Raw genomic sequence first — 26,862 nt, forward strand, 5'->3', positions numbered from 1 at the left:
GTCCATCTTCAAGGAAGCTTCCATGAGCCATTTACTCAAGGACAAACTCGCACTGGTCACCGGTGCGGGCAGCGGTATCGGTCAGGCCATCGCCTGTGCTTATGCCCGAGAGGGGGCGCGTGTGATCGTCACGGACGTGGATGCCGAAGGCTGTGCCGAGACGATGCGCCAGATCACTGCCCTGCAAGGGCAGGCCTGGGTTTTTCCGCTCGATGTGACCGATGTGGCGGCGGTGCAGGCGCTGGCACAGCAGGTGCAGGCAGAGATCGGCCCGATCGACATCCTGGTCAACAATGCGGGTGTGATTTTGCGTGAGGGCATGGACAGCCCCAACGCCCATGCGGTGGTTCGCAAAGTCATGGATGTCAATCTGTTCGGTGTCTTCAACACCATCCACGCTTGGTTGCCTGCATTGCGTGCCACACGGGGTTGCATCATCAATATTTCGTCGGGTGCGGCTTTTCTCGGGCAGCCCCGAGCTTTGGGCTACTCGGCTTCCAAGGGGGCCGTCAAGATGCTCACCCAATCCATGGCCGCCGATTTGGGGTCCGATGGCATCCGCGTCAATGCCATCGCTCCAGGGGTCATCGTGACCCCCATGACGGATGCCACCCGGGCCGACCCGCAGCGGCTGGAGCGGTTCATGGTGCGCATTCCTTCAGGCCGGCTTGGCGAGCCCCGTGAAATCGCCGGGGCCGCTGTTTTCTTGGCGTCCGATCTGGCCAGTTATGTCAATGGCGTCACCTTGCCGGTAGATGGCGGGACGCTCGCCGTCTGAACGGCGCGATCCTCGTCCATGAAAAAAGCGCCAGCATGCTGGCGCTTTTTTCATGCAGCACGATCAGGAACCGTGCTGCGCGGGTCTTTACCAGACTCACTTCTTGACGAAGTCGCAGCCGCCTTCGGCCAGGGGGCGGAAGACTTGTTCGCCGGGGATTTCAGCCTTGATGGTGTAGTAGTCGTACTTGCCTTTGGACTCGCCGGGGGTTTTGACCGTGGCGGCGTACACCGGACGCATGGTCTGACCATCTTCGCGGATGCGCACGTTCTTCATGGAGAAGTCGTTGATCGGCGTGGCTTTCATCTTGCCCATGACGGCCGTGCCTTCGTCGGTGCCAGCGGCCTGCACGGCTTTCAGGTAGTGCAGCGTGGCGCTGTAGGCGCTGGCCATGATGTAAGTGGGGGCCACGCCGTTGTTGCGATCCATGAAGCGCTTGGACCACGCACGGGTCTCGTTGGTGTGGTCCCAGTACATGGGATCAGTGAACTGCAGGCCCTGGGCCACTTCCAGGCCCATGGCGTTCACGGCATTGATGGTCATGCCAAAAACCGAAACGGCCTGACCGTTGCGGGCGATGCGGAACTCGGCCGCCTGCTTGAGGGCGTTGGTCTGGTCCTGACCCGCGTTCAGCATCACGATGGCCTGGGCTTTGCTGGCCTGGGCTTGCATCAGATAGGACGAAAAGTCGGTGGTGCCCAGGGGGTGTTTGACCGAACCCACCACTTTGCCGCCAGCGGCTTCGATGAATTTGGTGGCTTCAGCCTGGAAGGCTGCCCCGAAAGCGTAGTCCACCGAGACGAAGAAAAACGACTTGATGCCCTGACCCATCAGGCTTTGCACGCCGGCTTTGGGCATGGAATAGGTGTCGACTGCGAACTGGATGTTCATCGGCGAGCAGGCCTTGCCGGTGAGGTCGGAGGCCACAGTGCCGGCAATCAGGTAAGGCTTCTTGGCCGCCTTCATCATGTTGCTCACGGACAAGGCAATGGACGACGCGGAACCCCCGACGATGGCGTCGGTCTTTTGCTCCAGCCACTGGCGGGCGATGTTGGTGCCGACGTCTGGTTTGTTCATGTCGTCAGCGACCAGCAATTCGACGGGCTTGCCCAGCACCTTGCCGCCAAAGTCTTCGATGGCCATGCGCACGGCCAGTGTGGAGCCAGGGCCACCGTTGCTGGCGTAAGGACCGTTCATGTCGGCCATCACGCCCAGACGAACGACATCGTCAGAAATTTGGGCCTGAGCCGCGGTGGTCAGCAACACGGCGAGGGCCGTAGAGGTCATGAGGGGAAAGCGTTTCATGGTGTCTCCAATCAAAAGAATCGTGGGGTGGAAATGAATTCAAACCTGAGGCAAGCGGGGCAGCAAATTCAGCATGGTTTTGGGGTTCCATCTGGATCTTGTGACGTGTTCTACATGCCGGCCGGTAGGTTTTTAAATGCTAGCACCGACATCCCCGCTTCACAAGTCAGTCTTTGAACATTAGGCTCAGGGTTTACCTTGATCCTTGCGGGATGTCAGGCCGATTCGCGTTCGTGGACATGCCTGGGTGTGTCCTGAGGGGTGGTCGGATGCCGTCCTCCTGCCGTGGTGTTCAGGGTTCCACCACGTTGAACATCGGGTCAAACTGCTCGAGTGTTTGCAGAAATTGCCGGAACAAGTCGCGATTGCCCTGCAGCTCCAGCGTGCCCGCATCCAGGGCGGTCACCAAGGCTGCAGGATCACCGAGCCATAGCGGCAGTTGTGCGCGCTGAATCCGGACAACAGCATCGGCACTGCTGCCGTGGCTGCCGGGCAAATGGTGCAGTGCGCCATGGGAGAGTGTGACTTTTTGCGCTTCAGTGGTGCTGTGCCCATCGGTCAACTGCCAGTCAAAACGGGCCTGCAAGGACTGGGCTTGCAGCCCGTTGATGCGGATGGCCAGGAATTCCAGGAAGCGGTTCAGTGGCAACAGCCCCACCATGTCGGACCCGATGGGAAGACTCGCCGGTGTCGAGGCCGCGCGCCCGTTGCGCAGTTCACGTGCCGCCAGCAAATAGGCGTTGCGCCAGGTGGCCGACTCCGACTGGTAGCCCAGTTGCTCCATGGCGTCAGCCGCCAGTTCTCGCGCCGGGCGGTGCGTCGGATCGGCAAAGATCACATGCTGTAAGACTTCAACCACCCAGCGAAACTCGCCCGCCTCGAAGTCGTGTTGCGCACGCTGAACCACCGCGTCGGCGCCACCCATGTACTGCAGGTAGCGCACAGCCGCCGCATCGGGCGGCAGGGGGTGCAGATGCGCCGGGTTGCCGTCATAAGGACCCATGTAATGCGCGTAAATGGCGGCCACATTGTGGGCCACCGCGCCGTAATAACCCCGGGCAAACCATTGACGCGACAAGTCATTGGGCATCAACAATGTTTCACCGATTTCGGCAGGCGTCAGACCATGGCTCATGAGCCTGAGTGTCTGGTCGTGCAGGTAGCGGTACAGATCGCGTTGCCCGGCGACAAACTCGCGCATCCGCGGCTGTCCCCAGACCGGCCAGTGGTGCTGGGCGTAGACCACATCCACTTGAGGCACGTAAGAGTCCAAGGCCTCATCGAGGTAACGCGACCAGACCAGCGCATCGCGTGTCTTGGCACCGCGCAGCGGACACAGGTTGTGCATGGTGTGGCAGGCGTTCTCGGCCAGATTGAGTGCGCGCAGACCCGGCAGAAAGAGGTTCATTTCAGCCGGCGCTTCGGTGCCCGGGGTGAGCTGAAACACCACGTCGATGCCGTCGATCACATGCCGCTCTTCGGGCTGGCTGATCAGCCAGTTGGGCGGGATGAAGCCGTCGCTGCCGCGTCCCACCGCCTTGCCCAGCCCGCTGTCCACATGGCCCATCGGGCCAGCAGCCAGTGTGGTGCCGAACTGGAAAAGCGAGCGGCGGCGCATGGGCACGCCGGCCAGGATGGTTTCAGAGAAGGCCTCTTCGGTGAAGCCCGCAGGTGCGATCACCGGAATCTTTTCGTTGTGCACTTGGGCCAGCGTGGCCACGCCGCGTGCACCCCCGTAATGGTCGCGGTGGCTGTGCGTGTAGACGATGGCGCGCACGGGGCGATCACCGCGGTGCGCCTTGTAAAGCGCCAGGGCTGCTTGTGCGTGCTCTACGAAAGTCAGCGGATCGATCACGATCAGGCCGGTGTCGCCTTCGATGAAGGTGATGTTGGCCAGGCAGAAGCCGCGGACCTGATAAATGCGATCGGTGACCCTGAACAGACCATGGATGGCATTGAGCCGTGACATGCGCCACAGGCTGGGGTGTACCGTCGCAGGTGGGGCATCCTGCTGCAAAAAAGCATGCTCGCGCAGGGTCCAGGCCACCTGGCCGCTGGCGGTCTCAAAGTGTGCGTCGGGCAGTGTGCCGATGAAGCCGCGTTGCGCGTCATCGAAGTCACGCGTGTCGGCCATGTTCAACTCATCAAGCGCGCGCAGTTGCGCTGCCTGGGTCTGGGCGTGGGCAGGTTTCATGGTGTTCGGAAATGAGCCTGCAGTCTGTGACTGCAGGCGGTGTCAGCGTTGTGACGGGTTCAATCGATCTTCAGGTTGGCTTTGCGCGCCAGGCCTTGCCACAACTCGATGTCGGAGCGGACAGTGCCCGTGAATTGTTGGACATTTTTGTGCGGGGGGATGCCCATGTTGGCTTGGGAAAATCGCTGCCGGGTGTCTTCGGCAGCGAGAATTTTTCCGATTTCCTGATTCAGCCGTGTCACGATGGCAGGCGGTGTGCCTGCCGGGGCAAAAATGCCGTACCAGCCATCCGCGTCGAATTTATAGCCTTGCTCGGTGAGTGTGGGCAACTCGGGCAGGGCCGGGCCCCGGGCTGAGCCGGTCGCGCCCAGCGCCACCAGTTTGCCCGATCGGATGTGTGGAACGGGGGAGGCAATGTCGGTGAAAGAAACGCTGATGTTGTTGGCTAACAGGTCCACCACGGCTTGCGCGGTGCCCTTGTAGGGCACATGCGGCATGTCCAGGCCGTAATGCGCTTTGATGCCTTCCATCACCAGATGCCCCGTGGAGCCATTGCCCCAGGACCCGTAAGGCAGCTTGCCGGGATTGGCTTTGGCGTAGTTCACCATGTCCTGCAGGTTTTTGAAGCCGCTTTGTGGCGATGCCATCAGCAAAATGCCCGCTGCACCGACCTGCGCGACCGGGATCAGGTCTTTTTGTACGTTGAAAGGCAGTTTGGGCTGGATCACCGGGTTGATGGCAATCGCGGAAGACGGGGCAATCAGGATGGTGTAACCGTCGGGTGCCGACTTGGCCGTGGTGTCGATGCCAATGATGCTGTTGGCCCCCGGCTTGTACTCCATGATGATCGACTGGTTCAGCGCCTGTTGCAGCGGCACCTGGATCATGCGGGCGAAAAGGTCCATGCCAGCCCCGGCAGGGCCAGGCACGATGAAACGGATGGGTTGTTTGGCAGGCCAGTCAGTGCTTTGAGCGAAGCTGCTCAGACTGGCCAACAGGCCCAGGCAGGCCAAAGCTGTGCGGCGTCGGATGGGGTGGTTCATGCTTGTCTCTCTGTAAAAATTAGGGGCACATGTAAATTTAAACGGCCGGCAGGGAAGTTGTCAAGTCGAGCCGCATGACTCTGGATCAAGGTGTGAAGATGATTTGGGGAAAAAGCGGGCTGTGAAGTGAACCGCCAGGCACGCCGCGTGGTGTGCGCTTGAGGCCGCAGCGGCGTTGGGAATTGGCTGCACCCTGCCCCGTGTCGTGGGTGGCCAACTTGGGATGCATTGGGGCCTTAGCGCCGCAATGCCTGGCATCGAATGGGCGCGGGTTTCAACCGGCCTGGATCAGCGGGTTGTGTCCCACACCTTGGCTGGCTGTAGCCGCTTTTTACCGGATGCTGCGTTTGAAGACCAGGGGCTTGGCGTTGTATTTGATTTTGCACATCCAGTGGGACAAGGCCGAGTCCAGGTGGTCGGCGTGGGATGGGAACCAGCGCGCCAGCTCGTTGGCCAGGTGCAGGCATTTCTCGGGGGCACCTTGCAGGGCCAGCTCCCGCACGCCCGTGATGGAGGCCAGCACGGCCGCGTGCTCGTCCATGTGGCAGCCACGGGGCGGAAAATCGGTGGCCACCATCCAATCGTCTTCCTGTTTGAAATGCGCGGTGGCGTGTTCAAGCAGTTGGTCCATCAAGCCGGGGCAGTCTTCGGGCGATGCGTCCTGCAATGCGCCGATGCAGTTGACAAATTCCTGATGCGTTTCGTCCATGGGCCCATAGCCCAGGAGAAAGTCATCGGTCCATTGGATGCTGGTGCTTGTTTTTTCCATGGTGGTTCATTTCAAAGCCAGCACGAGGGCCAGCACAAAAAGGTAAGCGAGCAGTATTTTCCGGAAGGTTTCCTCAGACAGGCGGTGGCGCACGGTTTTGCCCATTTGAAGGCCCACGAACATCGGAAGCAGGCCCAATGCCGACAAACCAACTTCGGTCCAGCCAAAGCGCTCGTACCAGAGCATGGCGCCGTACATGGGCAGACTGCCGGCCAGATAAATGATGCTGATGCTGCCAATGAATTGTTCGCGCGTGAGTTTGAGCGCCATCAGCAAGGTGATGATGAAGGGGCCGGTGAGCGAAGACACGCCGCCCATGAAGCCAGCCAGCGCACCGACCAGAATGCACGCCGCGAGTTCGTATTGCGGCGGAACACGCAAGTTGGGCTTGAAGCCCATCCAGAGCACCGCGACCAGCAAACTGAACGCGATCAGCAGGTTCAGACTGGCCACCGACAAACCACTGCTGTATTTGACCGTGAGCAAGGTGACCACCAGTTGGACGCCGGCCAAGCTGCCAAAGCGTTTGAGGCTGTAACGGATGTTGCCGCCTTCCATGGCTTGCCAGAGGTTGGAGATCAGCACGGGCATGACCAGCAAGCCCATGGCCTGCGGTGCGGGTATCAAAAGACTGAGCGTGGGCACGACTACCAGGGGCAGGCCGACGCCCATGGTGCCTTTGACGAACCCGCCCATGACGAAAAAAAATGCGCAGGCGGCCCACAAAGCCACCTGCGCAGCACCGATGTCCAAGCCCATCAGTCGGCTTTGAGGTCGGCCGCTTTACCGGCTTTGGCCATGGCGGTGTTTTCTTGTTCAATCACTTTGGCGTAAGCCTCGGGCGAGGAGCCCACGGCGTCAATGCCTGCGGTGGTGAATTTCTCGATCACCTCGGGTGCCTTGACGGCTTGTGCGATTTCATCGCTGAGTTTTTTGACAATGTCAGCAGGCGTGCCCGCACGGGCCAGGACACCGACCGCCACCGAGAAGTCAAATTTGGGCACCACCTCGGCAATGGCCGGCACGTCCGGGGCTTGGCTTGAGCGTTTGGCGTCGTTGCTGGCAATCAGGGTGACCTGGTTGCTTTTCACGAAACCGAGCATGGAGGGGAGTGCGGAAAACAGAAAATCCACCTGTCCCCCGACCAAAGCCGGCACGGATTGGCCCGAACCGCGGAAGGGGATATGGCGGACATCGAGTTTCAATTCGGCTTTCAGCGCTTCCATGGTCAGGTGGTGTGAGCTGCCAATCCCGGATGAGCCATAGGTGTACAGGCCCGGCTTGTCCTTGACCTTGGCGATGAAGTCCTGCAAATTTTTTACGCCGCTTTTGGGGTGGGCCACCAGAAACAGCGGTGAGCGTGCAATCAGGGAAACCGCTGTCAGCTCCTTGCCAACGGCGTACTGCGCGCTTTTGTTGATCTGCGGTGTGATGGACAGCATGGAGCCGTCTGAAACAATGAAGGTGTAGCCGTCGTTGGGGGCGCTCATCAGGGTCTGGTAGGACACCATGCCATTGCCGCCTGGCTTGTTGTCGATGACAAATGATTGGCCCAGGCGCTCGGTGAGTCTTTGCGCGACGATGCGGGCCACGGAATCTGGCAGGCCACCGGCCGCGTAGGGCACGATGAATTTCACGGGCTTGTTTGGAAAAGTGTGGCTTTGCGCTGTAGCGGCCAGGGGCGCGCATGCGATGCTCATTGCCAAAACGACCAGGTGGCGACGGTTCATGGAAATCTCCTCAAATGTCTCTTGAAAATGGACGGCTGAATGAATGTGGGCCTTGATTTTTCTTAGTGATCTAAGATAAACTGATTTTCAACAAATCATTGGATCTTTGTCAATGGTGTTTACCCCTTTTACAGGTAAGGAGTCAAAGATGAGCGAATCGCCAGCTTTCATGCAGCTGCAGATCATGTCCAAGCGCGTGATCGCCAAGGACACGCACGGGTTGGCGCTGCAGCGCCCCGATGGGGCTGATCTGCCTGCCTTCGAGGCGGGTGCGCATTTGACGGTGAAGGTGCCCAGTGGGATCACGCGGCAATATTCATTGTGTGGTGATCCGGACAATCGGGGGACTTACGAGATCGCCATCAAGCGCGAGGCGAATGGTCGGGGCGGCTCCGTGAGTCTGGTCGATGACACCGAGGTGGGGCAGTTCATCGAAGTCGGTGCACCGGTCAATGCTTTTGGCCTGGATGAGAAGGCCAAAAGTTTTTTGCTGGTGGCCGGTGGCATTGGCATCACGCCGATGCGCGCCATGATGTGGCGATTGCACAACGAGGGTTTGCGTCCGTTCAAGCTGGTGTACCTGACACGCGATGCCCAGAGCACTGCATTTCTCGATGAAATGAAATCCGAGCCTTGGGCCGGGAATGCGCGGGTCCACCATGACCACGGTGATGCCGGACAGGCGTTTGATTTGTGGAAACTGTTTGAAAAGCCGGCGCCCGGCTGTCATGTGTATTGCTGTGGCCCCAAGCGTTTGATGGACGAGGTCAAGGACATGACCGGGCATTGGGCCAGCTCTGCCATCCACTTCGAAAGTTTTGGTGCCGACACACAGGCCCGTGCCGATGACCGTGCGTTCACCGTGGCGCTGGCGCGCACCGGCAAGACCGTGCAGGTGGGGGCGCAACAAAGTTTGTTGCACGCCTTGAAAGCCGAGGGGGTGGCGGTGCCCAGTTCATGTGAGAGTGGCACTTGCGGTTCTTGCAAAGTCAGGCTGCTGGCAGGCGAGGCCGATCACCGCGATTTGGTGCTGATGGACGAGGAAAAACGCGACCACATCATGGTTTGCGTTTCGCGTGCGTGCAGCGATGACATGGTGCTGGATTTATGAACGGCATGGCGCAGCCGATTCGCTTCGGGGTGTTGGGTTTGGGCCGGGCCTTCACCCTGATGGTGCCCACATTGGCGGGTGACCCCCGCATTCGCCTGGTTGCCTGCTGTGATCCCCATGAAGAAGCTACGGTGCTTTTTCAGCAGCAGTTTGGCGCGCGGGTGCATGCCAGTGCCGAGGCCTTGTGTGCCGATCCGCAAGTGGAGTGGGTTTACGTGGCCACCCCGCACCCTTTGCATGAGGCGCATGTGGCCCTGGCCGCAGCACACGGCAAGCATGTTCTGGTGGAAAAGCCCATGGCTTTGAGTTTGGCCGCATGCGACCGCATGCTGGCGGCCACCCGACAGGCGGGTACCCATTTGGTGGTGGGGCACAGCCACAGTTTTGACAGCCCGGTGGCCTTGGCACGGGACCTGATCCGCAGCGGTCGGTATGGTCAGGTGCAATCGATCCTGGCCTTGAACTTCACCGATTTTCTGTACCGCCCGCGTCGCCCGGAGGAGCTCGACACCGCGCAGGGCGGTGGGGTGGTGTTCAGCCAGGCTGCGCACCAGGTGGATGTGGTGCGTTTGTTGGCGGGGGGCTTGGTCGAGTCGGTGTATGCCCGCACCGGGGTGTGGGATCGCGGGCGTGCGACGGAAGGTGCTTACAGCGCCATCTTGAATTTTGCATCCGGGGCGTTTGCGCAGGTGAATTACAACGGCTACGGCTTGTTTGATTCGGATGTCTGGATGGACGGCGTGGGTGAGTTGGGTCAACCCAAGACAGCGCTGACGCACCAGGTCACGCGGCAAAAGCGCTTGACATCGACCGATGAAATGGCCGAGGTCGCACAAAAGGCGGCGCGCAATTACGGGGGCGCGGCTTACAAGCCGCAAGCTTCGCACGAGCGCGCTGGTTTTCAGCACTTTGGTCCGGTCATCGTGTCGTGCCAAGGTGCGGATTTGCGACTCACGCCGCAGGGCGTAGAGGTGCACGATGTGCAGGGCGTGCAGTTGATGCGTTGTGCGCTGCAGGATGTGCCGCGTCAGGAGGTGCTGGATGAACTCTGGTCGGTGGCGCGCTCAGGTGCGCAGCCCGTGCACAGCGGGGCCTGGTCCAAAGCCACCATGGAGGTGTGCCTGGGCATTTTGGCCTCTGCGCGTGAACGCAAAGTTATGATGATGCATCACCAGATTGCCCCCGATGGGCCCACCTGAGCCATGCCTTCACGACCCAACGACACCCGAAAATTGCTGGAGCATTGGCGCGAGTCGGTGCCCAATGACCGACTGGCGCATTTGATCCGGGATGTCGGGCGGGCGCAGATGAAGGCTTTGCAATCGCGTTTGTCTTTGCATGGCGTGTCCTTTGGACACTGGACGTTTTTGCGCATCCTCTGGATCAAGGATGGACTGACCCAAAAAGAACTCAGCGACCTGGCGGGCGTGATGGAGCCCACCACGTTCAGTGCGGTCAAGGCCATGGAAAGCATGGGCCTGATCGAGCGCAGGCATTTGTCGGGTAACCGCAAGAACATGCACGTTTTCCTGACGCCCGCAGGCCGGGTGCTGGAGAAAAAGCTGGTGCCCCTGGCCGAAGAGGTCAATCACATCAGCGTGGAGGGCATCAGCGACAAGTCGATTGCGGCGCTGCGTGTCACTTTGCTGGCCATGATCGAAAATCTGGCCAGGGCAGAGGGCTTGTCGGACGCCGCCACCGCGGACGCCCGTGCCTCAGATGCTGTATGACTCGTAGGTTGACGGGTCAAACAACTCTTCGATGGCCATGCGTTTGCTGGACAGGCCTTGGGCGTGATGGTGGTGCAGGAAAGCGTCCAGCGTCTTGCGGTTGGCGTCCACACCGTAAGACCAGAAATCATGGCCCAGCGTGTCGCGTGCCGCTTTGAGCTGTTCTTCGACAAATGGCAGGGTCACTTTGGTGGCGGAGGTGTCCTCCAGCAATTCCAGCGCCTTTTGTTTGGATTGGCTGAAGGCCTTGAACACCGCGCCGGGCAGCCATCTGTGCTGCTGCGCCAATTCCTTGCGGATGCCCACCACATGCATGATCGGGAAAATGCCGGTGCGGCGGTAGTAGTCTTTGGCCACTGCGGTCGGGTCGTCAAACAACCAGCCCACGTTGGGGTTGTGCATGGCCGCGCCACTGGGCGGACGCGGCGCGATGAAACCATCGATGTCACCTTCGTTGAGCAAATCGGAAATCGTTTTGCCCTCGGGCGCGCTTTCGATCTTCACGCCGGGGGGCAGATCGAGTTTGATTTTCTCGGGGCGACCGGGCGTGTCAATGCCACCACGCACCCAGGTCACATCTTCCGGACTGATGCCGTAGTCGTCTTGCAAGATGGAGCGTGCCCAGACGATCGCCGTGAGCTGGTATTCGGGAATGCCGATGCGCTTGCCCTTGAGGTCCGAGGCCTGGCGGATGCGGTCCTTGCGCACGTAAATCGACGTGTGCCGAAAGGCCCGGGACAGAAAAACAGGCACCGCAATGTAAGGGCTCTCACCTCGGGAATGTTTGACCAGATAGCTGGAAAAGGACAGTTCGGTGATGTCAAAGTCACGGCTGCGCATGGCCCGGAAAAACATCTCCTCCGGGCTGAGCAGCATGTAAACCGGATCACAGCCGTCGATTTGCACGCGGCCGTCGTAGAGGGCGCGGTTGCGGTCGTAATCGCCCATGGCGACAGAAATTTGCAATTGGGTCATGGTCTTCAGTTCCTCACGGTGTAAGCGGTGTCGAGTTCGGGATGGGCGACGCTGGCTTGCGATATGGCGTGCGCTTCGTAGTCTCGCCAGTCGGTGGTTTTAGAAATCACGTTCTGGAAGGCGCACACCGAGGCCGGTATGTGTTGCTCTGCGGTGCCGATGGCCGTACCGCCTTGCTGGAAATCTTTCACCGCTTGCACCATCAATTTGCGGAATTCCACGATGGCCAGATCGCTGGCTCCCAAGCGGTCCTGGGTCCGGTCGGCGATGGAGCCCATCGTCAGCCACATGGCCATGTCCTGGTTGGGAATGCCCCGTATGCCGGTGAAGTTGCCCGCCTTCATGGCCTGGCGGTCTTGCCAGAAGCGGTTGTCGTAGTTGCGCAGCGGCCGGTATTGCGAGTCGAGGTCAATGCTCAGCGACAGGCCCAGAAATTTGCGCCAGGTTTCCGTTTCGGGTGTCTGCGCTGCATCACCCCAGGCGATGAAATAAAAGCAAGTGTGGGTGTCATCCACTGGCACGTTGACGTTGGCCACGTTGTACAGGTTGTTGGGTGGAATCAGCACGGTCCACGGTGCCACAAACACCGTGGCGCGCACATAGTCGTGCGTCTGGGCGTTGAAGATAGGGCGGCGGATCGCGGCATAGCGGAAACCGTAGGAGGTTTTTTGCACCTGCATGCGGGGCGCCTTGTCGGTGGACGGGCGCAACCAGCTTTTGTCGGTGGCCTCGGCACCGTGCACACGGGCAGGCACCATGTCGGAGCTGTGCAGGCTGGAGCTGTGGGCTGAATCAATGGCCCCTTCCAGAATTTGGGCCCAGTTGACGGGCAACACCGCTTTGCCCACGCTGACCCGCGTTTGCGCGGTCGGGGCCCAGCGCGGCGGTACAAACTCGGGTTGGGTTTCCTTGGGGCCCAGATAGGCCCAGACAAACCCCCCCCATTCCTGCACGGGATAGGCCTTGTGCTTGACTTTGTCAGCCATGGCGCTGCTTTGCGGCTCGGAGACCATTTCCAGGACGTTGCCGTTCACATCCATCTTCCAGCCATGGTAGAGGCAGCGCAGGCCGCCTTCTTCGTTGCGCCCAAACAGCAAGGAGGCACCGCGGTGCGGACACTTTTCATCGATCACGCCCACTTGCCCATCCGAGTCACGGAACACCACCAGGTCCTCCCCCAGAATGCGGGCTTTCACGGGCGTGCCGTCAGCCTCGCTGACTTCCTCCAGCAGGCAAATGGGAACCCAGTGGCGTCGCATCATCTGGCCAGCAGGGGCCTGTTTTTCGACCTGGCAAAGCAGCATGTTTTCTTCATGGGTGATCACTGTTCTCGTCCTCCAAGGCGTCAAGCAATGGTCGAAATATAATTCGATATCTAAGAATATGGGATCAGGGAATACCCGGGTGTGCTGATGGGCAGCCTGCCTCAGTGCCGCGCCAGTACCCGCGTGCTGTGCTCACCGGCCATCGGCGACCGGTGCACAAATCGGGTCAGATCGCCTTGACCCTGACGCCCGCGATGACCCCTGTCACCAGCAAAGCGATGCCGGTCAAGGTGAGGGGCTCGGGCCATTGGCCGCGCAGCCAAAAGGCGTAGGCCAGGGCGGCCAGGGTTTCGAACACGATGAGCTGCCCGGCCAAGGCCGTGGGCAGACGCTGGCTCGCGGCATTCCAGCACAGCGTGCCCAGCCAAGAGGCGAACAGCCCAATGGCCATCATGAGGCCGATGAATTCAAGCGGGCGTGGCCCCAGCGGCATGGGCATGGGGTCGTGGGTGGCGCTTGTCCACAGCCAAAACGCGGCATAGCCCAGCAGCGCGAGCGGCAAGGTGGCGATGCCTTGCGCCGTGGCCCACACGCGGGGGTTGCGCTCGGGGTGGCCGCGCAGCCAGTCGGCGTTTTTCAGCGGGTACCAGGTCCAGCAGACCACCGCACCCACGGCCAGCGCGGCACCGGTGATGTAGCGCGTGGTGTCGGCGTCCGGGTTTTGCACCAGCGCGGTCCACTCCACATGGTTCACGCAGGCAATGCCCAGCAGGATGAGCGCCAGGGGCGGCGCGAGTTTGAGCCACGGAAAACGCCCGTCGCGCTGATGGTTGAGCAAGTTGGCCGAGATGGCGATCACCACCGGCAAGGTGCCGATGATCATGGTGGGCAGCGCCCCGCCTGCGCGCTGGATGGCGCTGGCCAGAAACAGGTAATACAGCACATTGCCGATGGCGGCCAGCTTGAGCGCGGCCAGCCAGTCGCTTCGGGTGAGGCGCTTGATGTCGGTGCGGTCCACGAAGGCCAGTGGCAGGGCAATGAGGCCAAAGGCCAGATACCGGCCAAAGGTGTGCAGCGCAGCAGGGTAGTCGGGCAGCATCAGCGGGCCGACGAACACCAGGCCCCACATCATGCCGGCGGCCAGGGAAAAGAAGATGCCGCCCCAGAAGGCGCCTGTGTTGTTGGACATGTCTTGGGATTGAAAAAAGGTTCAGGCGCGCCAGGCGGGCAGCTGCCAGTTGCGCCACAGGGCCAAGGCACGCAGACCCACTGTGACGACCAGGCAACCCAGCAGCGCCAACCAACCGGGGGCGTCGGTGGACCACAGGCCCACATAGGTCCAGCCGCCCGCAAAGGCGCAGACCGCGTAAGGCCGGTGGTCCTTGAAGGCGGTGGGGATTTCGTTGCACACCATGTCGCGCAGCACGCCGCCAAACACGCCCGTGATTAGGCCCATGAGCACTGCAACCACCGGGGGCATGAGCGCCAGCAATGCGTGGTGCACCCCCGTGGCGGTGAACAGGCCCAAGCCCAGCGCGTCGGGCCAGAGGATGGCTTTTTCAGTGACCTCAAAATGGCGCTGGCGCATGAACAGCATGGCCGCCACGCAAAGGGCCAGCACGGCCCAGAGCATTTCGGTGTGTTGCACCCAAAAGAAGGGCCTTTGGTCGAGCAGCAAGTCGCGCAGCGTGCCGCCACCGAACGCGGCCAAGAACGCCACCACGCAAACGCCCACGGCGTCGAGCCGCTTGCGAGCAGCCTCCATCAGGCCGGACAGCGCAAAGGCCGCGGTGGCCGACAACTCGACCAGCAGGCGCAGGGTCTCACCCCAGGATTGGATTCCATACATGCCTGGGATTATCGTGCCAGCCAGACTTGCCGGTAGCGGCCCTGCGGGTCGTGGTCTTGCGTTTGTTTGGCGGGGTTGAAGCGTCGGCCCACACGCGGGTCTGTGCCGCGGCCGCTCGCGTACAGCCAGTTGCCCTGGTTGCTTTGCACATCAAAGTCCACCAGTTGCGATTCGAACCAGGCCGCGCCCGCACGCCAGTCGCAAGACAGGTCGTGCACCAGAAAGCTGGCCACGATTTGCCGCATGCGGTTGGAGGTGAAGCCCGTGGCGGCCAGCTCGCGCATGCCGGCGTCCACGATGGGCTCGCCCGTTTGGCCACTGCACCAGCGTGCAAAGTCTTTGGGAAAGTGCGAGGGTTGGGGCAGGTTCGACAAGCCCCGAGCCGCATAGAGTTGCGGGCCGTGCTGCAGGTGCAGCATGCGGAAGTTGTCGCGCCACAGCAATTCAAACCACAGCCAATAGGTGCCGTCGTTGCTGCCGTGCGCTTGTTCGTAGGCCTGCAGGTCTGCCCAAATGCGGCGGGCCGACACCGCGCCCGTGGCCAGCCAGGGTGACCAGTGGCTGCTGGTGTGTTGGCCTTGCAAGGCGTTGCGGGTTTGCTTGTAGCGGTCGGGCCAGGGCGGCGTGAGGTAGTTCTGCAGGTGGGCCAAAGCGCTGGTTTCGCCGCCCCGGCAGGTGGCCTGTGTGTACGGAAAGTTGGAGCGTGGGTGCGCGTCGCCCTCTGTATGGGCTTGCAGCAGGGCGAAGGGGTTGTTCGTCCAGCCGGGCAGGGTATTCAAGTGGTCATCCGGCGGCGCTGGCAGTTGGGTGGGCGCGGGCAGCGGTGCCAGGGGTTGGAGCCGCGCCGATTCGATGCGCTGGCGAAACACTGTGAACACTTGCGGCATGTCTTCGGCCGCAAAGGGCAGGGCGTCGGGTTCGATCAGGCTGGACTGCCACAGGGTTTTAACCGTGAGGCCCGCGTTGATCAGGGTTTGCACCTGGGCTTCTTCTTCGGGCGCGGCGATGTCTTCGCAAAACACGGTGTCTGCGCCAACATGGCTGGCGCAAGCGGGCAGCACATCGGCCACAGGCCCGTGCAGCAACACCAGGCGCTGGCCAAAAGCCTCAAGCGACTTTTGAAGGTCTTGCAGCGTGTCGGCCAGAAAGCGCCTGCGGTGCTCGCCCATGCGGCGAAAACCCCAGGCCGTGGGCGCGTCTTGCACCGGTTCGTGCACATAGACCAGCAGCAGCGCTTGCTGGTGCGCTTGGGCGTGGGCTATGGCTTGCTGGAGTGCGCGTTGGTCGTGCAAGCGCAAGTCGTTTCGGAACCAGAAGAGGGTGGTGCGCATGGTTTAAAAGTCAAAGCCCAGCTGTGTGCTGGGTGATGTGTTGGCAGAAGATGACTTGCCCGACTTTCGGCGGCTGGTTTGGGGGGTGTCGCCGTCACGGGTAAACACGTCGCGTTGGTGGCCACTGCCGTGTTTGCGCGAAGCGTGTTTCTCAACGATGGCTTTTTTGCCCGCTTTCACACCGGGTTTGGCCCGTCGGGCGTGTAGTGCGGCTTTGGCGGTGCGCGTGGCTTCGGCCAAATCCACCACGGGCAAGGGAATGTCGGCGTCGGGTCCGCTGCCCACCGTCAGGCCACAGTGGCGCTGCACCTCGGGCGGCATGAGCCAGGGCTCAAACAACCAGGTGTCGGGCACGCGGCGCATGTGCGGCAGCCAGCGTCGCACAAAAATGCCTTTGGGGTCGTGGTCTTGCGCTTGCTTGATCGGGTTGTAGACCCGCGTGGTGTTGATGCCTGTGGTGCCCGATTGCATTTGCAGCTGGCTCCAGTGGATGCCGGGTTCGTAGTCCAGAAACTGCGTGGCCAGCCAATGGCCTACGGGCCGCCAGTCCAGCCAAAGCGGGTAAGCCGCCACGGACACCAGCATGGCCCGCATGCGAAAGTTGAGCCAGCCGGTTTCATAGAGCATGACCACACAAGCGTCCACCATGGGCCAGCCGGTGCGGGCCGAAGTGAGGGCCGCAAAGTGCGCATCGTTCCAGCCGTCTTCGCGCAGGCCGTCGTAGCCCCGGTGCATGTTGCGCCACTCGATCTCGGGCTCGCTTTCGAGCTTTTGGATGAAGTGGCAATGCCAATACAAGCGGCTCATGAAGCCGGTGAGCCCCGCACGGTGGCGGCTCGCTTGCGGTGGCAGGGCTTCCAGCGTGGCGCGGGTGCTTTGCACCACTTCGCGCAGGCTGAGGCAACCATAGGCCACGTAAGCCGACAGGCGCGAACATGCGGTGGGCGAGGACAGGGGCGACGAGATGCCGCCCCGGTAGCCCAGCGCCCGCGCATCCAGAAAGCTGTGCAGGGTCTCCAGCGCGAGGCGGCGTCCGCCCCGCTGGCGCTGGCTGGGGTTGTGCTGCAGGCCGGGCGGTGGCGTCATGATTTCCGGGCCACTGTGTTCAGGCGGGTGGAAAAAGCGCAAAGGGGGCTCAACCGCTTGGGGTGCGGCCATGTGCGCTTCCCAGCGGGCTTGCCAGGTGTTGCGGCTTTTGAGGCGGCGCACCACACCAAACTGGGGCAGCTCGGTCCAGGTCAGGCCCATGCTGCGGCACCACGCGCCGACCTGCAAGTCACGTTCGTAAGTGAAGGCGTTGCCGGTTTCTTGGTGCGAGACCAGTTCGGCAAAAGGCGCTTGCGCGTGCAGCGCGGCCAGCACCTGCACCGCAGGCCCCACACGCACTTGCAGGCTGCCGCCCAGCGCGTGCAGCTCGTGGTGCAACTCGGTCAGCGATTCGCGCACGAATTCAAAGTGTTGCAGCCCCACATCGGGCTGTTGCCACAGCCCGGGCTCGACGATGTACAGGCACAGCACCGGCCCTTGTGCGGCGGCATGCACCAGTGCGGCGTGGTCCTGCAAGCGCAGGTCACGTTTGAACCAGACGAGGCGGTAAGTCATGGCGCGCCACCCTCATGCGAGGTGACATGCAAGGTGACAGGCCCCAGCCCGCCAGGGCCTGTGCCGTAACGCGCAGGCTCGACCGCCACGCAGTCCAGCAGCGCTTGCGGCAGCGCAGGTGCTTGCTGGCGCAGGTAGCGGCGCACGAAATCGGCACTGTGCCAGGGGGCGGTCGAGCCACTCCACACCGCCCGGTCCTGTACGCGCCACTGGCCAGCTTGCCGGTGCAAGACCACCAGGCTGGGGTTCAGGGTGTCAAAGTGCACTTCGGTCACGCTCCATTCACCCAGCTCCAGCACTTGCAGTGTGCGTGCGCTGCGCGAATCGGGCAGGCTGTGTTGTTGGATCACCGCCAGCACCGCGTTCGCGGTGGGGCTGTCCAGCGTTTGCGGCGTCACCGCGCTGCAATCGCGGCGCAGCTGCAGCACCTGTTCGCTGGCCCAGCCGTGCAGATCAAAGCGCTGGCCGCTGACTTCCAGCAGAAGTCTGCCATCTTGATGCACCCAGTCCAGATGGTTGTCGATCACCACCAGGCTGGTGATCAGCGCCACCACGACGGCCACATGGCGTTTCATGCGGCAGTGCCTCTCGTCATTTGCCTGGGCTGCGCCCGCGCATCAGACCCCCGGGTCGTCCATGGGCATGGCACACGCACACCAAAGCACCGCGCATGAGGCATGGGTGTGACACGCATGGGAGCCAAGGGCGGGAAATTTTGACGCGTTTGTAGTGCTATTTCAGGCATATTGGGCGAATTCCCGAATGTTTTAAAAATTATCGGTTGTTTTGTGACTGTGTGGTCATAGAATATCTCATCGTTAATGGAGAACGCCATGATCCTGAAGAAAACAGTCAAAGCACTCGACATTGCTGTGTTCATCACATCGCGTGCAGTGGTCAAGCCCGTGACCACCGAAGAGATCGCCAGTGGCCTGTCGTTGTCGTCTTCGTACACCGAATCGATCTTGAAAGAGCTGCGCGAGGCGGGCTTGATTCGGGCGCACCGTGGCCCAGGGGGTGGCTACCAGATTCGGGGCAATCCGGAAGACATCACCTTGTGGGACGTGGTGAAGCACTTTGAAGAGGTTCACAGCTTTGATGCCCTCTACCCCGACAGCGACCACCCGATGAAGGCGCTGGAATGCGATATCCAGCACAACATGCAAACCTTGCTGCAATCGCAAAGTCTGTCCGATGTGGCGGTGCCTTTCATGCCCCGTGACGCCCGCGTTAGCTCCATGCTGGGCCAGTTCCGGCTTAAGCCCCTGCCCGCGCCGGTCATGCCGCGGGCACCCAACTCGGTGTTCCAGCTCAGCATGATGATGTGAGCCTGCGCCGCAAGAGCCCCAGCAGGGGTTCAGTGCGGTGCCCAGGCGAATTCGCGCAGCTGTTCAAGCGTGACGTATTGCAGCGCTTTCTGGTGGGTGCTCTCCAACACCACATGGGGTGCCACACCGGCCTGAAAGGCTTCGAGCCAGCGCAGTGCGCACAGGCACCACCGGTCACCCGCCTTCAGGCCCGCAAAGCGGTGTTCCGGGCGTGGCGTCATCAGATCGTTGCCACGCGAAAGTGAAAAATCCAGAAAGGCTTGGGTGACTTTGGCGCAAATCACATGCGTGCCAGCGTCTTCTTCGCTGGTGTTGCAGCAACCGTCCCTGAAATAGCCCGTGAGCGGGTCGTAAGAGCAGGGGATCAATTCGCCACCGAGAACGTTCAAGTCGGAGCGATTCATGGATGTGTAGGGGTCATGTTGAAGGAGGGCGTATTGTCAGAGCCTCTGCCCGGTCGTGTGCCTGGTCTGGGCAATGGGATTGAAGTGTGCAGGGTTTTTGGCCATAGACCTTTCGATAGAGGGCAACAGACCGAATGGCCAGTAGGCAAAGGCAGCGCCGACTTCTAGCATGGGGCCGTGAACAACCCACGCCCAGACCTTCACCCTTCGGCACCCCGGCCGGGCCCCAGGCTCGACCGCTGGACCCACACCCAGTTGTCGCCTTACACGCAAGGTGTGTCCACAGCATCCCTGCGCATGGCTTTTGACGATTGGCTGACGCATCTGTCGTTCAACCCGGCGCAGCAGCTCAAGCTCTGGCAAGGCGCCATTCAAAGCGCACAGCAGTGGGCCCACTTTGCGGCGCAAGCCCACCAGCCGCACTGCAAGCCCTGCATCGAGCCCATGGTGCAGGACACCCGCTTTGCACATGCCGGCTGGGCCACCTGGCCCTTCAATGCGATCAGCCAGGCTTTTTTGCTCAGTCAGCAGTGGTGGCACGACGCGACCGTGGGCGTGCGGGGTGTGTCACCCCACCATGAGGCGGTGGTCAATTTCACGGTGCGCCAGATCCTGGACATGGTCTCGCCCGCCAATTTCTGGATGAGCAACCCCGAGGTGCTGGAGCATCTCCAGAAAACCGGCGGTGCGAATGTGCGCCAGGGCTTTCAAAACTGGCTGGAAGATGTGCAGCGCTGGCAAGCCGGTTTGCCGCCCCAAGGGGCCGAGGCCTACCAGGTGGGGCGCGATGTGGCCATGACCCCGGGCCAGGTGATTTATCGCAACCACCTGATCGAGCTGATCCAGTACAGCCCCACGACCGACCAGGTCAGGCCCGAACCGGTGCTGATCGTGCCTTCGTGGATCATGAAGTACTACATCCTGGATCTGTCTCCGCACAACTCACTCATCAAATACCTGGTTGACCAGGGGCACACCGTGTTTGCCATGTCCTGGGCCAACCCGGGGGCCGCCGACCGTGACTTGTCGATGGACGACTATTTGCACCTGGGCGTGATGGATGCGATCGATGTGGTGAGCGCGGTGCTGCCCCAGCGCCAGGTGCATGCGCTGGGCTATTGCCTGGGCGGCACGCTGCTGAGCATTGCGGCTGCGGCCATGGCGCGCGATGGCGACATGCGGCTGGCCAGCCTGACGCTGCTGGCCGCGCAAACCGATTTCAGCGAACCCGGTGAGCTGGCGCTGTTCATCGACGACAGCCAGGTGGCGCACCTGGAGGACATCATGTGGGACCGGGGTTATCTGGACAGCTCCCAGATGGCGGGGGCCTTCCAGTGGATGAACTCGAACGACCTGATCTGGTCGCGTCTGCTCAGGGATTATTGGCTGGGCGAGCGCAGTCCGGTGAGCGACCTGATGGCTTGGAATGCCGACGGCACACGGCTGCCTTACCGCATGCACACCGAGTATTTGCGACGCATGTTCCTGAACAATGACTTGGCCAGCGGCCGTTACCCGGTGCATGACAAACCGGTGGCGCTGACCGCGATCCAGTGCCCCATCTACGCGATCGGTACGGTGCGTGACCATGTGGCCCCGTGGCGCTCGGTGCACAAGCTGCATCTGCTGACGAACGTGGACACCACTTTCGTCCTGACGTCCGGGGGCCACAATGTGGGCATCGTCAACCCGCCCGGTGTCGAGGGCCGCAGTTTTCAGGTGCTGACCCGTTTGCACGATGGCCCGTACCTGGACCCCGATGCCTGGCTGCAGGCGGCCGTGCACCATGAAGGCTCGTGGTGGCCCCATTGGGTCAGCTGGTTGCGGGCCCATTCGGGCGAGCCTGGGCCTGTGCCCCGCATGGGGGCGCACGATGCGGGATGGGGGCCGATCGGCGATGCCCCAGGTCAATATGTGTTGCAAAAATGAGGAGGTTCTGATGGAACAACCCAGCCATGCCTTTCACGACTTGTTTGCCCAATTGGGGCTGCCCAACGACGCGGCCAGCATCGCGCAATTTTTGAAAAACCACGGCCCCTTGCCGGGCGACATGGCCTTGCCCGACGCCCCTTTCTGGAGTCCGGCGCAGGCGGCATTTTTGAGTGAAACGCTGCAGATCGACAACGACTGGTCCCAGCAGGTGGACCAGCTGAGCAAGGCCCTGCGGCAACGCTGAAGTGGGCGGGACGCCCTCGCGCAACATGGCCCTGCAGGCGCGCACGCCGAAGGCCATGCTGCAGATGCGCAGATGACAGGGTGACCGGTGGCTGGTCGTTAAGATGGCCTCGCATCGCGCCGTGTCCACGGTTGGCGGGCTTTTTTTCGGATCTGCTGGCCTCATGGATTTCCCCCTCATCACCGACCCCTATTTCTACGCCATTGCCTCGCCTGCTGTGGTGTTGCTGGGGCTGAGCAAAAGTGGTTTCGGTTCGGGTTTTGGTTCCCTGGCCGTGCCCATGATGGCCTTGGTGGTCACCGTGCCGCAGGCAGCGGCCATCCTGATGCCGGTGCTGTTCGTCATGGACATCCTGGGCATGGCCGCGTTTCGCAAGGATGTGGACAAGGCCTTGCTCAAATTCATGCTGCCCTTTGCCATGGTGGGCATCGTGATCGGTGCCTTGCTGTTCAAGTTGCTCGATGCCCAGGTGGTGGCAGCCATTGTGGGCGGTTTCACCTTGTTGTTTCTGGCGCAGCAATGGTTGTTCAAGCCCCGGCCCGACAGCCCGCCGCCCCCGCGCTGGTGGGGTGCTTTTTTGTTGGCCACGGCGGGCTTCACCAGTTTCATCTCGCATGCGGGCAGTCCGCCCGTCACTGCTTATGTGGTGCCCCTCAAGCTCAAACCCCTGGTGTTCACCGGCACGCTGGCGTACTTGTTTTTCTTCATCAACATGGCCAAGTGGGTGCCCTATGCCTGGCTGGGTTTGCTGGATCTGCGCAACTTCGCCACATCTGTGGTGCTGTTGCCGCTGGCCCCCATTGGCGTGTGGTTGGGCGTGCGTCTGGCGCGCCGCGTCAGCCCTGTTTTGTTTTACCGCCTGATTCACTTGGGCATGTTCCTCACTGGCTGCAAGCTTTTGTGGGACGGCCTGCGCTGAGCAGTATTCTCCATCGATTTTTACCCCAAGGAGCCCCCTCATGAAAGCAGCCTGGTACACCCAGAACGGCGAAGCCCAAGACGTGATGGTGGTGGGCGAATTGCCCACGCCCAGCCCACAGGCCGGTGAGGTGCTGGTGCGCTTGACCACATCGGGCGTGAACCCGTCTGACGTCAAGTCGCGCCGTGCCAGGCCGGTGACTGACCCGCTGATCGTGCCGCACAGCGATGGCGCGGGCGTGATCGAAGCCGTGGGCGCGGGCGTGCCGGCCACGCGGCTGGGCGAGCGGGTGTGGGTCTGGAACGGCCAGTGGCAGCGCCCTTGGGGCACTTGCGCCGAATACATCGCCTTGCCCGCAGTGCAGGCCGTGGCCTTGCCCGAGGGCACCGACTTCGCAGCCGGTGCCTGCATGGGCATTCCCGGCCTGACGGCGGTGCAGGCGGTGATCCTGGCCGAGCGGCTGAGTGGTGATTTGCGCGGGCAGACCGTGCTGGTCACCGGGGCCTCGTCGGCGGTGGGCCACTACATCACGCAAATGGTGACGATGGCCGGTGGCCGGGTCATCGGCACCGTGGGCTCCGAGCTCAAGGCCGCGCACGCTCGCGCGGCGGGCATGCAAGAGGCGATTTTTTACAAGACCGAGTCGGTGCCCGAGCGCGTCAAGTCCCTGACGAATGGCCGTGGCGCCGACGTCATCATCGACATGGATTTCTCCACCACTGCCCGCTGGGCTTGCGAGGGCGCTTTGGTGCCGCATGGCCAGGTGGTCTGCTACGGCTCGAACGCGCTGGAAGTGCCCTTGCCGTTCCGGCCGTGGCTGTACCAGTCGATGGGTGTGAAGTTTTTTCTGGTCTATGACCTGACGCCGGTCGACCGTCAGACGGCAGTGGGCCGCTTGTCGGGCATGCTGGCAAAAAACCAGTTGCAGCACAGCGTGGGCGCACGCTTGGCGCTGGACCAGGTGGCCCAGGCGCACCGCACCGTGGAGGCGGGGCAGACGGTGGGCAATGTGGTGATCGATTTGTAAGCTGATCCTGACGTGGCGTGAAGGAGAGGGCGCACATCAGGGGTCTTGGGGTCCCTGGATTGCGGATCGGGGCACAACCCCAGACCCGTGCCCGTTTGCCGTTATGCTTGATGGGCTTGTTGTGTCCTACTTTTTGCAGGGTTTCCGATCGTTCATGGCTGCATCTCCCAAATCACTCACGGGCCTGGTCCCTTTTCTGAAACCCTACCGCGTGGCCCTGGGCTTTGCGGCCTTGTTTTTGTTGCTGGCGGCGGGCACCACGTTGGCCTTTCCCTGGGTCTTGCGCCAGTTGATCGACCAGGGCTTGTCGCCCGGGGCCTCGGCTGAACAGCTGTCGGGCAACTTCCTCCAACTGTTTGGCGTGGCGGCGGCATTGGCGGTGTTTTCTTCTGGCCGTTACTACACCGTGAGTTGGTTGGGCGAGCGCATCACCGGCGACCTGCGCAATGCGGTGTACGGCCATGTGCTGAAACAAAGCCCGGCATTCTTTGAAACCACGCAATCGGGCGAAGTGCTCTCGCGCCTGACCAATGACACCACCCTGGTGCAAACCGTGGTGGGCTCGTCGTTTTCGATGGGCTTGCGCAACCTGGTCATGGGTGCGGGTGCGTTGGTGATGCTGGTGTGGACCAATCCGGTGCTCATGTTGCAGGTGGTGGTGGTGCTGGCTGCGGTGATTTTCCCCAGTGTCTACTTGGGCCGCCGTGTGCGCCGTTTGTCACGCGCCAATCAGGACCGTGTGGCCGATTCGAGCGCCATTGCCTCCGAGGTGCTGAATGCCATCAGCGTGGTGCAAAGCTACACGGCCGAGGGCCGTGAAACCCGCCGCTTCATCGACTCGACCGCCCGCGCTTTGGGCACGGCGCTGGGCCGCATCCGCGCACGGGCCGTGCTGGTGGGCTTCATCATCATGGCGTCCAGCGCAGTGTTGCTCTGGGGTCTGTACATGGGCACGCTGGCGGTGCGTGCAGGCACCAGCACGGCGGGCCAGCTGGGCGAGACGGTGTTTTATGTGATCTTGCTGGCCAGCGCCTTTGCCGTGCTGGGCGAGGTGTATGGCGATTTGCTGCGCGCAGCGGGCGCGACCGAGCGACTGATGGAGTTGCTGCACACCGAATCGAATTTGAAGATCGCGGCCCAGCCGCAACAAGCGCCTTGGCCGCAAGGCGGCTCGTCCTTGCAACTCGAAGCTGTGCGCTTTCATTACCCCTCGCGCCCCGACACCTGGGCGCTGGACCATCTGAGCGGGCACATCCATTCGGGCCAGACGGTGGCCGTGGTGGGGCCGAGCGGCGCAGGCAAAACCACGCTGTTCGATTTGCTGATGCGCTTTCACGACCCGCAGTCGGGCCGCATCGTGCTCGATGGGGTGCCGATCGATCAGATGACCCTGCATGACCTGCGCAACCGCATGGCCATCGTGCCGCAAGAGCCGGTGATTTTTTCTGGCACGGTGATCGAGAACATCCGCTACGGTCGCCCCGAAGCCAGCCTGCAAGAAGTGCATGCCGCAGCCGAAGCAGCCTATGCGCAAGAGTTCATTCGCGACTTGCCCGAGGGCTTTGACACCTATCTGGGCGATCGGGGCGTGCGCTTGTCAGGTGGGCAGCGCCAACGCATTGCGATTGCGAGGGCGATCTTGAAGAACCCGCCGCTCTTGCTGCTGGACGAAGCCACGAGCGCGCTCGATGCACAGAGCGAAAAGATGGTGCAGGCCGCGCTGGACAAAGCCATGGTGGGCCGCACCACGCTGGTCATTGCCCACCGCCTGGCCACGGTGCAACGCGCCGATGTGATCTGGGTGCTGGAGCGCGGTCGCCTGATGGAGCAGGGCAGCCACGCCGAACTGCAAGCCAAAGGCGGGCTCTATGCCAGTCTGGCAGCGCTGCAGTTCAACGCCGCCAGCTGACTGAGCCACCCAAGGTCTCAGGCGCTTCGCCGCGATTCTGTGCGGTGAGGGTGTTCGTCGACCGGGGGGGGGTCGATGGTCATCGCCGATGGCCCCGGTGGTCACGGTTTGGCAGCGTCAGGGCCTGGCGGGGTCTCTTGTTTTGATGCCATTTCATGCGCCGCTTGCGCCGCTTTTTCGCGCGCCCGTTGCTGACGTGTTTGTTCCTGTGCCTTGCGCACATCGTGCATTTGCCAAAAGGAAAACACGAACACCAGCCCGAATATTCCCAGCTCCAGCCAGATGCCCATGGCCTGTCTCCTTGAGTTTGTGCCTTGCATCCTAGCCCGTGTGGGCTGATCGCCGGGCTGTGAGGGTCAATGCGCCATGACCCCTGCGCCTTTGGAGGCGAAGTGGGAGATCTATGGTGTCAATCAGGGTTGACAGCTTCGGAAATCAATATATATTGACACTCATGTCTGTCAGCCGGGGTTGACAGGTCTTCCTTCCGGAGGTCCCATGAGTCTGTTGACACGCGCCGAGCAAGCCTTGAGCACCCATTTCGATCTGGCCGCCGGTGTGGGCGCGCCGCCCCGGCTGGTCGCCGCCATGCGGCACGCGGTGTTTTCGGGCGGTGCCCGCATCCGCCCGCAGCTGTGCATGGCCGTGGCCACCGCCTGTGGCGACGATGCCCCCCAACTGACCAATGCCGCCGCCGTGGCCCTCGAATTGATGCATTGCGCCTCTTTGGTGCACGACGACATGCCCGCATTTGACAACGCCGACACCCGGCGCGGCCTGCCCACGGTGCACAAGGCTTTCAGCGAACCGTTGGCGTTGCTGGCCGGTGACGGACTGATCGTCATGGCTTACCGCGTGCTGTTGCAAGCCGGTGCGCAGCGGCCCGAGCGCCTCATCCAATTGATGGACAACATGACCCAAGGCGTGGGTCTGCCGCACGGCATCGTGGCCGGGCAAGCCTGGGAGTGCGAGACCAGCGCCGACCTGGGCCAATACCAGCGCGCCAAAACCGGGGCCTTGTTCGTCTCGGCCACTTGTGCCGGTGCGCTCAGCTGTGGCTACGAGCCCGAACCCTGGGCACCTCTGGGCGACTATCTGGGCGAGGCCTACCAAGTGGCCGACGACATCCGCGACGTGATCGCCGATGCGGCGAGCCTGGGCAAACCGGTGGGTCAGGATGCCTTGCACGCCCGCCCGAGCTCAGCCCAGGCGCTGGGTCTGGACGGGGCCATTGCCCACTTTGACCGCCTGATCGAGCAGGCCGCCTCGTCCATCCCGGCCTGTTCGTGCCGTGACATGTTGCGCCAGCTGGTCCAGTTAGAAGCCGAGCGCCTGGTGCCCAAGGCCTTGTGCGAAGGCTACTTCAAGACCCACCCTGCGGTAGCCCCGGCCCGCATCCGTGCGCCGCATTGAGCGC

26 protein-coding genes are annotated in these 26,862 nt (G+C 62.0%); 11 read left to right on the forward strand and 15 right to left on the reverse strand.

Annotated elements, in window-relative coordinates:
* Window positions 1-22: 22 nt before the first annotated feature.
* Window positions 23-778 (forward strand): SDR family NAD(P)-dependent oxidoreductase, encoded by a 756-nt coding sequence (locus B9Z47_RS16715; RefSeq protein WP_108332356.1) that lies wholly within the window; start codon window positions 23-25, stop codon window positions 776-778.
* Window positions 779-874: 96 nt separating this feature from the next.
* On the opposite strand, the gene B9Z47_RS16720 is transcribed toward B9Z47_RS16715, so the two are convergent.
* From B9Z47_RS16720 to B9Z47_RS16745, 6 genes are all read right to left on the reverse strand, one after another.
* Entirely contained in the window at window positions 875-2,083 is a 1,209-nt protein-coding gene (locus B9Z47_RS16720) for an ABC transporter substrate-binding protein (protein WP_108332357.1), read from the reverse strand.
* 292 nt (window positions 2,084-2,375) lie between these two features.
* Window positions 2,376-4,277, reverse strand: coding sequence for an alkyl/aryl-sulfatase (locus tag B9Z47_RS16725; RefSeq protein ID WP_108332358.1), 1,902 nt, complete (start codon window positions 4,275-4,277; stop codon window positions 2,376-2,378).
* 59 nt (window positions 4,278-4,336) lie between these two features.
* The gene (locus B9Z47_RS16730) at window positions 4,337-5,320 is read right to left on the reverse strand and encodes a tripartite tricarboxylate transporter substrate binding protein (protein ID WP_108332359.1); all 984 of its coding nucleotides are present in this window, start codon (window positions 5,318-5,320) and stop codon (window positions 4,337-4,339) included.
* Between the two features lie 331 nt (window positions 5,321-5,651).
* Window positions 5,652-6,089 (reverse strand): hemerythrin domain-containing protein, encoded by a 438-nt coding sequence (locus B9Z47_RS16735; RefSeq protein ID WP_108332360.1) that lies wholly within the window; start codon window positions 6,087-6,089, stop codon window positions 5,652-5,654.
* Window positions 6,090-6,095: 6 nt separating this feature from the next.
* Window positions 6,096-6,848, reverse strand: coding sequence for a sulfite exporter TauE/SafE family protein (locus B9Z47_RS16740; protein ID WP_108332361.1), 753 nt, complete (start codon window positions 6,846-6,848; stop codon window positions 6,096-6,098).
* Window positions 6,848-7,819, reverse strand: coding sequence for a tripartite tricarboxylate transporter substrate binding protein (locus B9Z47_RS16745; RefSeq protein WP_108332362.1), 972 nt, complete (start codon window positions 7,817-7,819; stop codon window positions 6,848-6,850). The genes B9Z47_RS16740 and B9Z47_RS16745 overlap by 1 nt, the downstream gene beginning before the upstream one ends.
* A 148-nt stretch (window positions 7,820-7,967) precedes the next feature.
* On the opposite strand from B9Z47_RS16745, the gene B9Z47_RS16750 reads away from it, so the two are divergent.
* The 3 genes from B9Z47_RS16750 to B9Z47_RS16760 are packed head-to-tail and all read left to right on the forward strand — an operon-like array spanning window position 7,968 to window position 10,660.
* Entirely contained in the window at window positions 7,968-8,930 is a 963-nt protein-coding gene (locus tag B9Z47_RS16750) for a PDR/VanB family oxidoreductase (RefSeq protein WP_108332363.1), read from the forward strand.
* A 5-nt stretch (window positions 8,931-8,935) separates the two neighbouring features.
* The gene (locus B9Z47_RS16755) at window positions 8,936-10,129 is read left to right on the forward strand and encodes a Gfo/Idh/MocA family protein (protein WP_108332400.1); all 1,194 of its coding nucleotides are present in this window, start codon (window positions 8,936-8,938) and stop codon (window positions 10,127-10,129) included.
* Between the two features lie 3 nt (window positions 10,130-10,132).
* Complete coding sequence (locus B9Z47_RS16760; protein WP_108332364.1) at window positions 10,133-10,660, forward strand: MarR family winged helix-turn-helix transcriptional regulator; 528 nt, start codon at window positions 10,133-10,135, stop codon at window positions 10,658-10,660.
* Here B9Z47_RS16760 and B9Z47_RS16765 read toward each other — a convergent pair.
* The 7 genes from B9Z47_RS16765 to B9Z47_RS16795 all read right to left on the reverse strand — a co-directional run bounded on the left by B9Z47_RS16765 (window position 10,646) and on the right by B9Z47_RS16795 (window position 18,257).
* Complete coding sequence (locus B9Z47_RS16765; protein WP_108332365.1) at window positions 10,646-11,635, reverse strand: 4,5-dihydroxyphthalate decarboxylase; 990 nt, start codon at window positions 11,633-11,635, stop codon at window positions 10,646-10,648. The two genes, B9Z47_RS16760 and B9Z47_RS16765, sit on opposite strands and share 15 nt — an antisense overlap.
* Window positions 11,636-11,640: 5 nt before the next feature.
* Window positions 11,641-12,960 carry a Rieske 2Fe-2S domain-containing protein gene (locus B9Z47_RS16770; RefSeq protein WP_108332366.1) on the reverse strand — a complete coding sequence of 440 codons (1,320 nt, stop codon included), beginning with the start codon at window positions 12,958-12,960 and terminating at the stop codon, window positions 11,641-11,643.
* A 166-nt stretch (window positions 12,961-13,126) separates the two neighbouring features.
* The gene (locus tag B9Z47_RS16775) at window positions 13,127-14,089 is read right to left on the reverse strand and encodes a DMT family transporter (RefSeq protein ID WP_108332367.1); all 963 of its coding nucleotides are present in this window, start codon (window positions 14,087-14,089) and stop codon (window positions 13,127-13,129) included.
* A gap of 21 nt (window positions 14,090-14,110) precedes the next feature.
* Window positions 14,111-14,749: a trimeric intracellular cation channel family protein gene (locus B9Z47_RS16780; protein ID WP_108332368.1), complete on the reverse strand. Its 639-nt coding sequence runs from the start codon at window positions 14,747-14,749 to the stop codon at window positions 14,111-14,113.
* A gap of 8 nt (window positions 14,750-14,757) precedes the next feature.
* Window positions 14,758-16,080, reverse strand: a complete 1,323-nt coding sequence (locus tag B9Z47_RS16785) for a DASH family cryptochrome (protein ID WP_108332369.1) — start codon at window positions 16,078-16,080, stop codon at window positions 14,758-14,760.
* Window positions 16,081-16,083: 3 nt separating this feature from the next.
* Window positions 16,084-17,682, reverse strand: coding sequence for a cryptochrome/deoxyribodipyrimidine photo-lyase family protein (locus B9Z47_RS16790; protein WP_108332370.1), 1,599 nt, complete (start codon window positions 17,680-17,682; stop codon window positions 16,084-16,086).
* A complete protein-coding gene (locus B9Z47_RS16795) occupies window positions 17,679-18,257 on the reverse strand; it encodes a hypothetical protein (protein WP_108332371.1) in 579 nt (192 codons plus the stop codon). The genes B9Z47_RS16790 and B9Z47_RS16795 overlap by 4 nt, the downstream gene beginning before the upstream one ends.
* A gap of 258 nt (window positions 18,258-18,515) precedes the next feature.
* Between B9Z47_RS16795 and B9Z47_RS16800 the strand changes: the two genes are divergently transcribed.
* Complete coding sequence (locus B9Z47_RS16800; protein ID WP_233253855.1) at window positions 18,516-19,010, forward strand: Rrf2 family transcriptional regulator; 495 nt, start codon at window positions 18,516-18,518, stop codon at window positions 19,008-19,010.
* 29 nt (window positions 19,011-19,039) lie between these two features.
* Here the strand turns inward: B9Z47_RS16800 and B9Z47_RS16805 are convergent, their stop codons facing one another.
* Window positions 19,040-19,414 carry a DUF2237 family protein gene (locus tag B9Z47_RS16805; RefSeq protein WP_108332373.1) on the reverse strand — a complete coding sequence of 125 codons (375 nt, stop codon included), beginning with the start codon at window positions 19,412-19,414 and terminating at the stop codon, window positions 19,040-19,042.
* A 177-nt stretch (window positions 19,415-19,591) separates the two neighbouring features.
* Between B9Z47_RS16805 and B9Z47_RS16810 the strand changes: the two genes are divergently transcribed.
* From B9Z47_RS16810 to B9Z47_RS16830, 5 genes are all read left to right on the forward strand, one after another.
* Entirely contained in the window at window positions 19,592-21,343 is a 1,752-nt protein-coding gene (locus B9Z47_RS16810; RefSeq protein ID WP_108332374.1) for an alpha/beta hydrolase, read from the forward strand.
* Window positions 21,344-21,353: 10 nt separating this feature from the next.
* The gene (locus B9Z47_RS16815) at window positions 21,354-21,590 is read left to right on the forward strand and encodes a DUF2789 family protein (protein WP_108332375.1); all 237 of its coding nucleotides are present in this window, start codon (window positions 21,354-21,356) and stop codon (window positions 21,588-21,590) included.
* A gap of 163 nt (window positions 21,591-21,753) precedes the next feature.
* Window positions 21,754-22,509: a sulfite exporter TauE/SafE family protein gene (locus tag B9Z47_RS16820; protein ID WP_108332376.1), complete on the forward strand. Its 756-nt coding sequence runs from the start codon at window positions 21,754-21,756 to the stop codon at window positions 22,507-22,509.
* Between the two features lie 40 nt (window positions 22,510-22,549).
* Window positions 22,550-23,536 (forward strand): NADPH:quinone reductase, encoded by a 987-nt coding sequence (locus tag B9Z47_RS16825; protein WP_108332377.1) that lies wholly within the window; start codon window positions 22,550-22,552, stop codon window positions 23,534-23,536.
* 154 nt (window positions 23,537-23,690) lie between these two features.
* Window positions 23,691-25,445, forward strand: a complete 1,755-nt coding sequence (locus tag B9Z47_RS16830; protein ID WP_108332401.1) for an ABC transporter transmembrane domain-containing protein — start codon at window positions 23,691-23,693, stop codon at window positions 25,443-25,445.
* 101 nt (window positions 25,446-25,546) lie between these two features.
* Here B9Z47_RS16830 and B9Z47_RS16835 read toward each other — a convergent pair whose 3' ends face one another.
* On the reverse strand, window positions 25,547-25,735 hold the full coding sequence (locus B9Z47_RS16835; protein WP_108332378.1) for a hypothetical protein: 189 nt from the start codon (window positions 25,733-25,735) through the stop codon (window positions 25,547-25,549).
* Between the two features lie 208 nt (window positions 25,736-25,943).
* On the opposite strand from B9Z47_RS16835, the gene B9Z47_RS16840 reads away from it, so the two are divergent.
* Window positions 25,944-26,858, forward strand: a complete 915-nt coding sequence (locus tag B9Z47_RS16840; RefSeq protein WP_108332379.1) for a polyprenyl synthetase family protein — start codon at window positions 25,944-25,946, stop codon at window positions 26,856-26,858.
* Window positions 26,859-26,862 lie beyond the last annotated feature (4 nt).

This window comes from Limnohabitans sp. 2KL-1 (assembly GCF_003063435.1).
Classification (GTDB): Bacteria; Pseudomonadota; Gammaproteobacteria; order Burkholderiales; family Burkholderiaceae_C; genus Limnohabitans_A.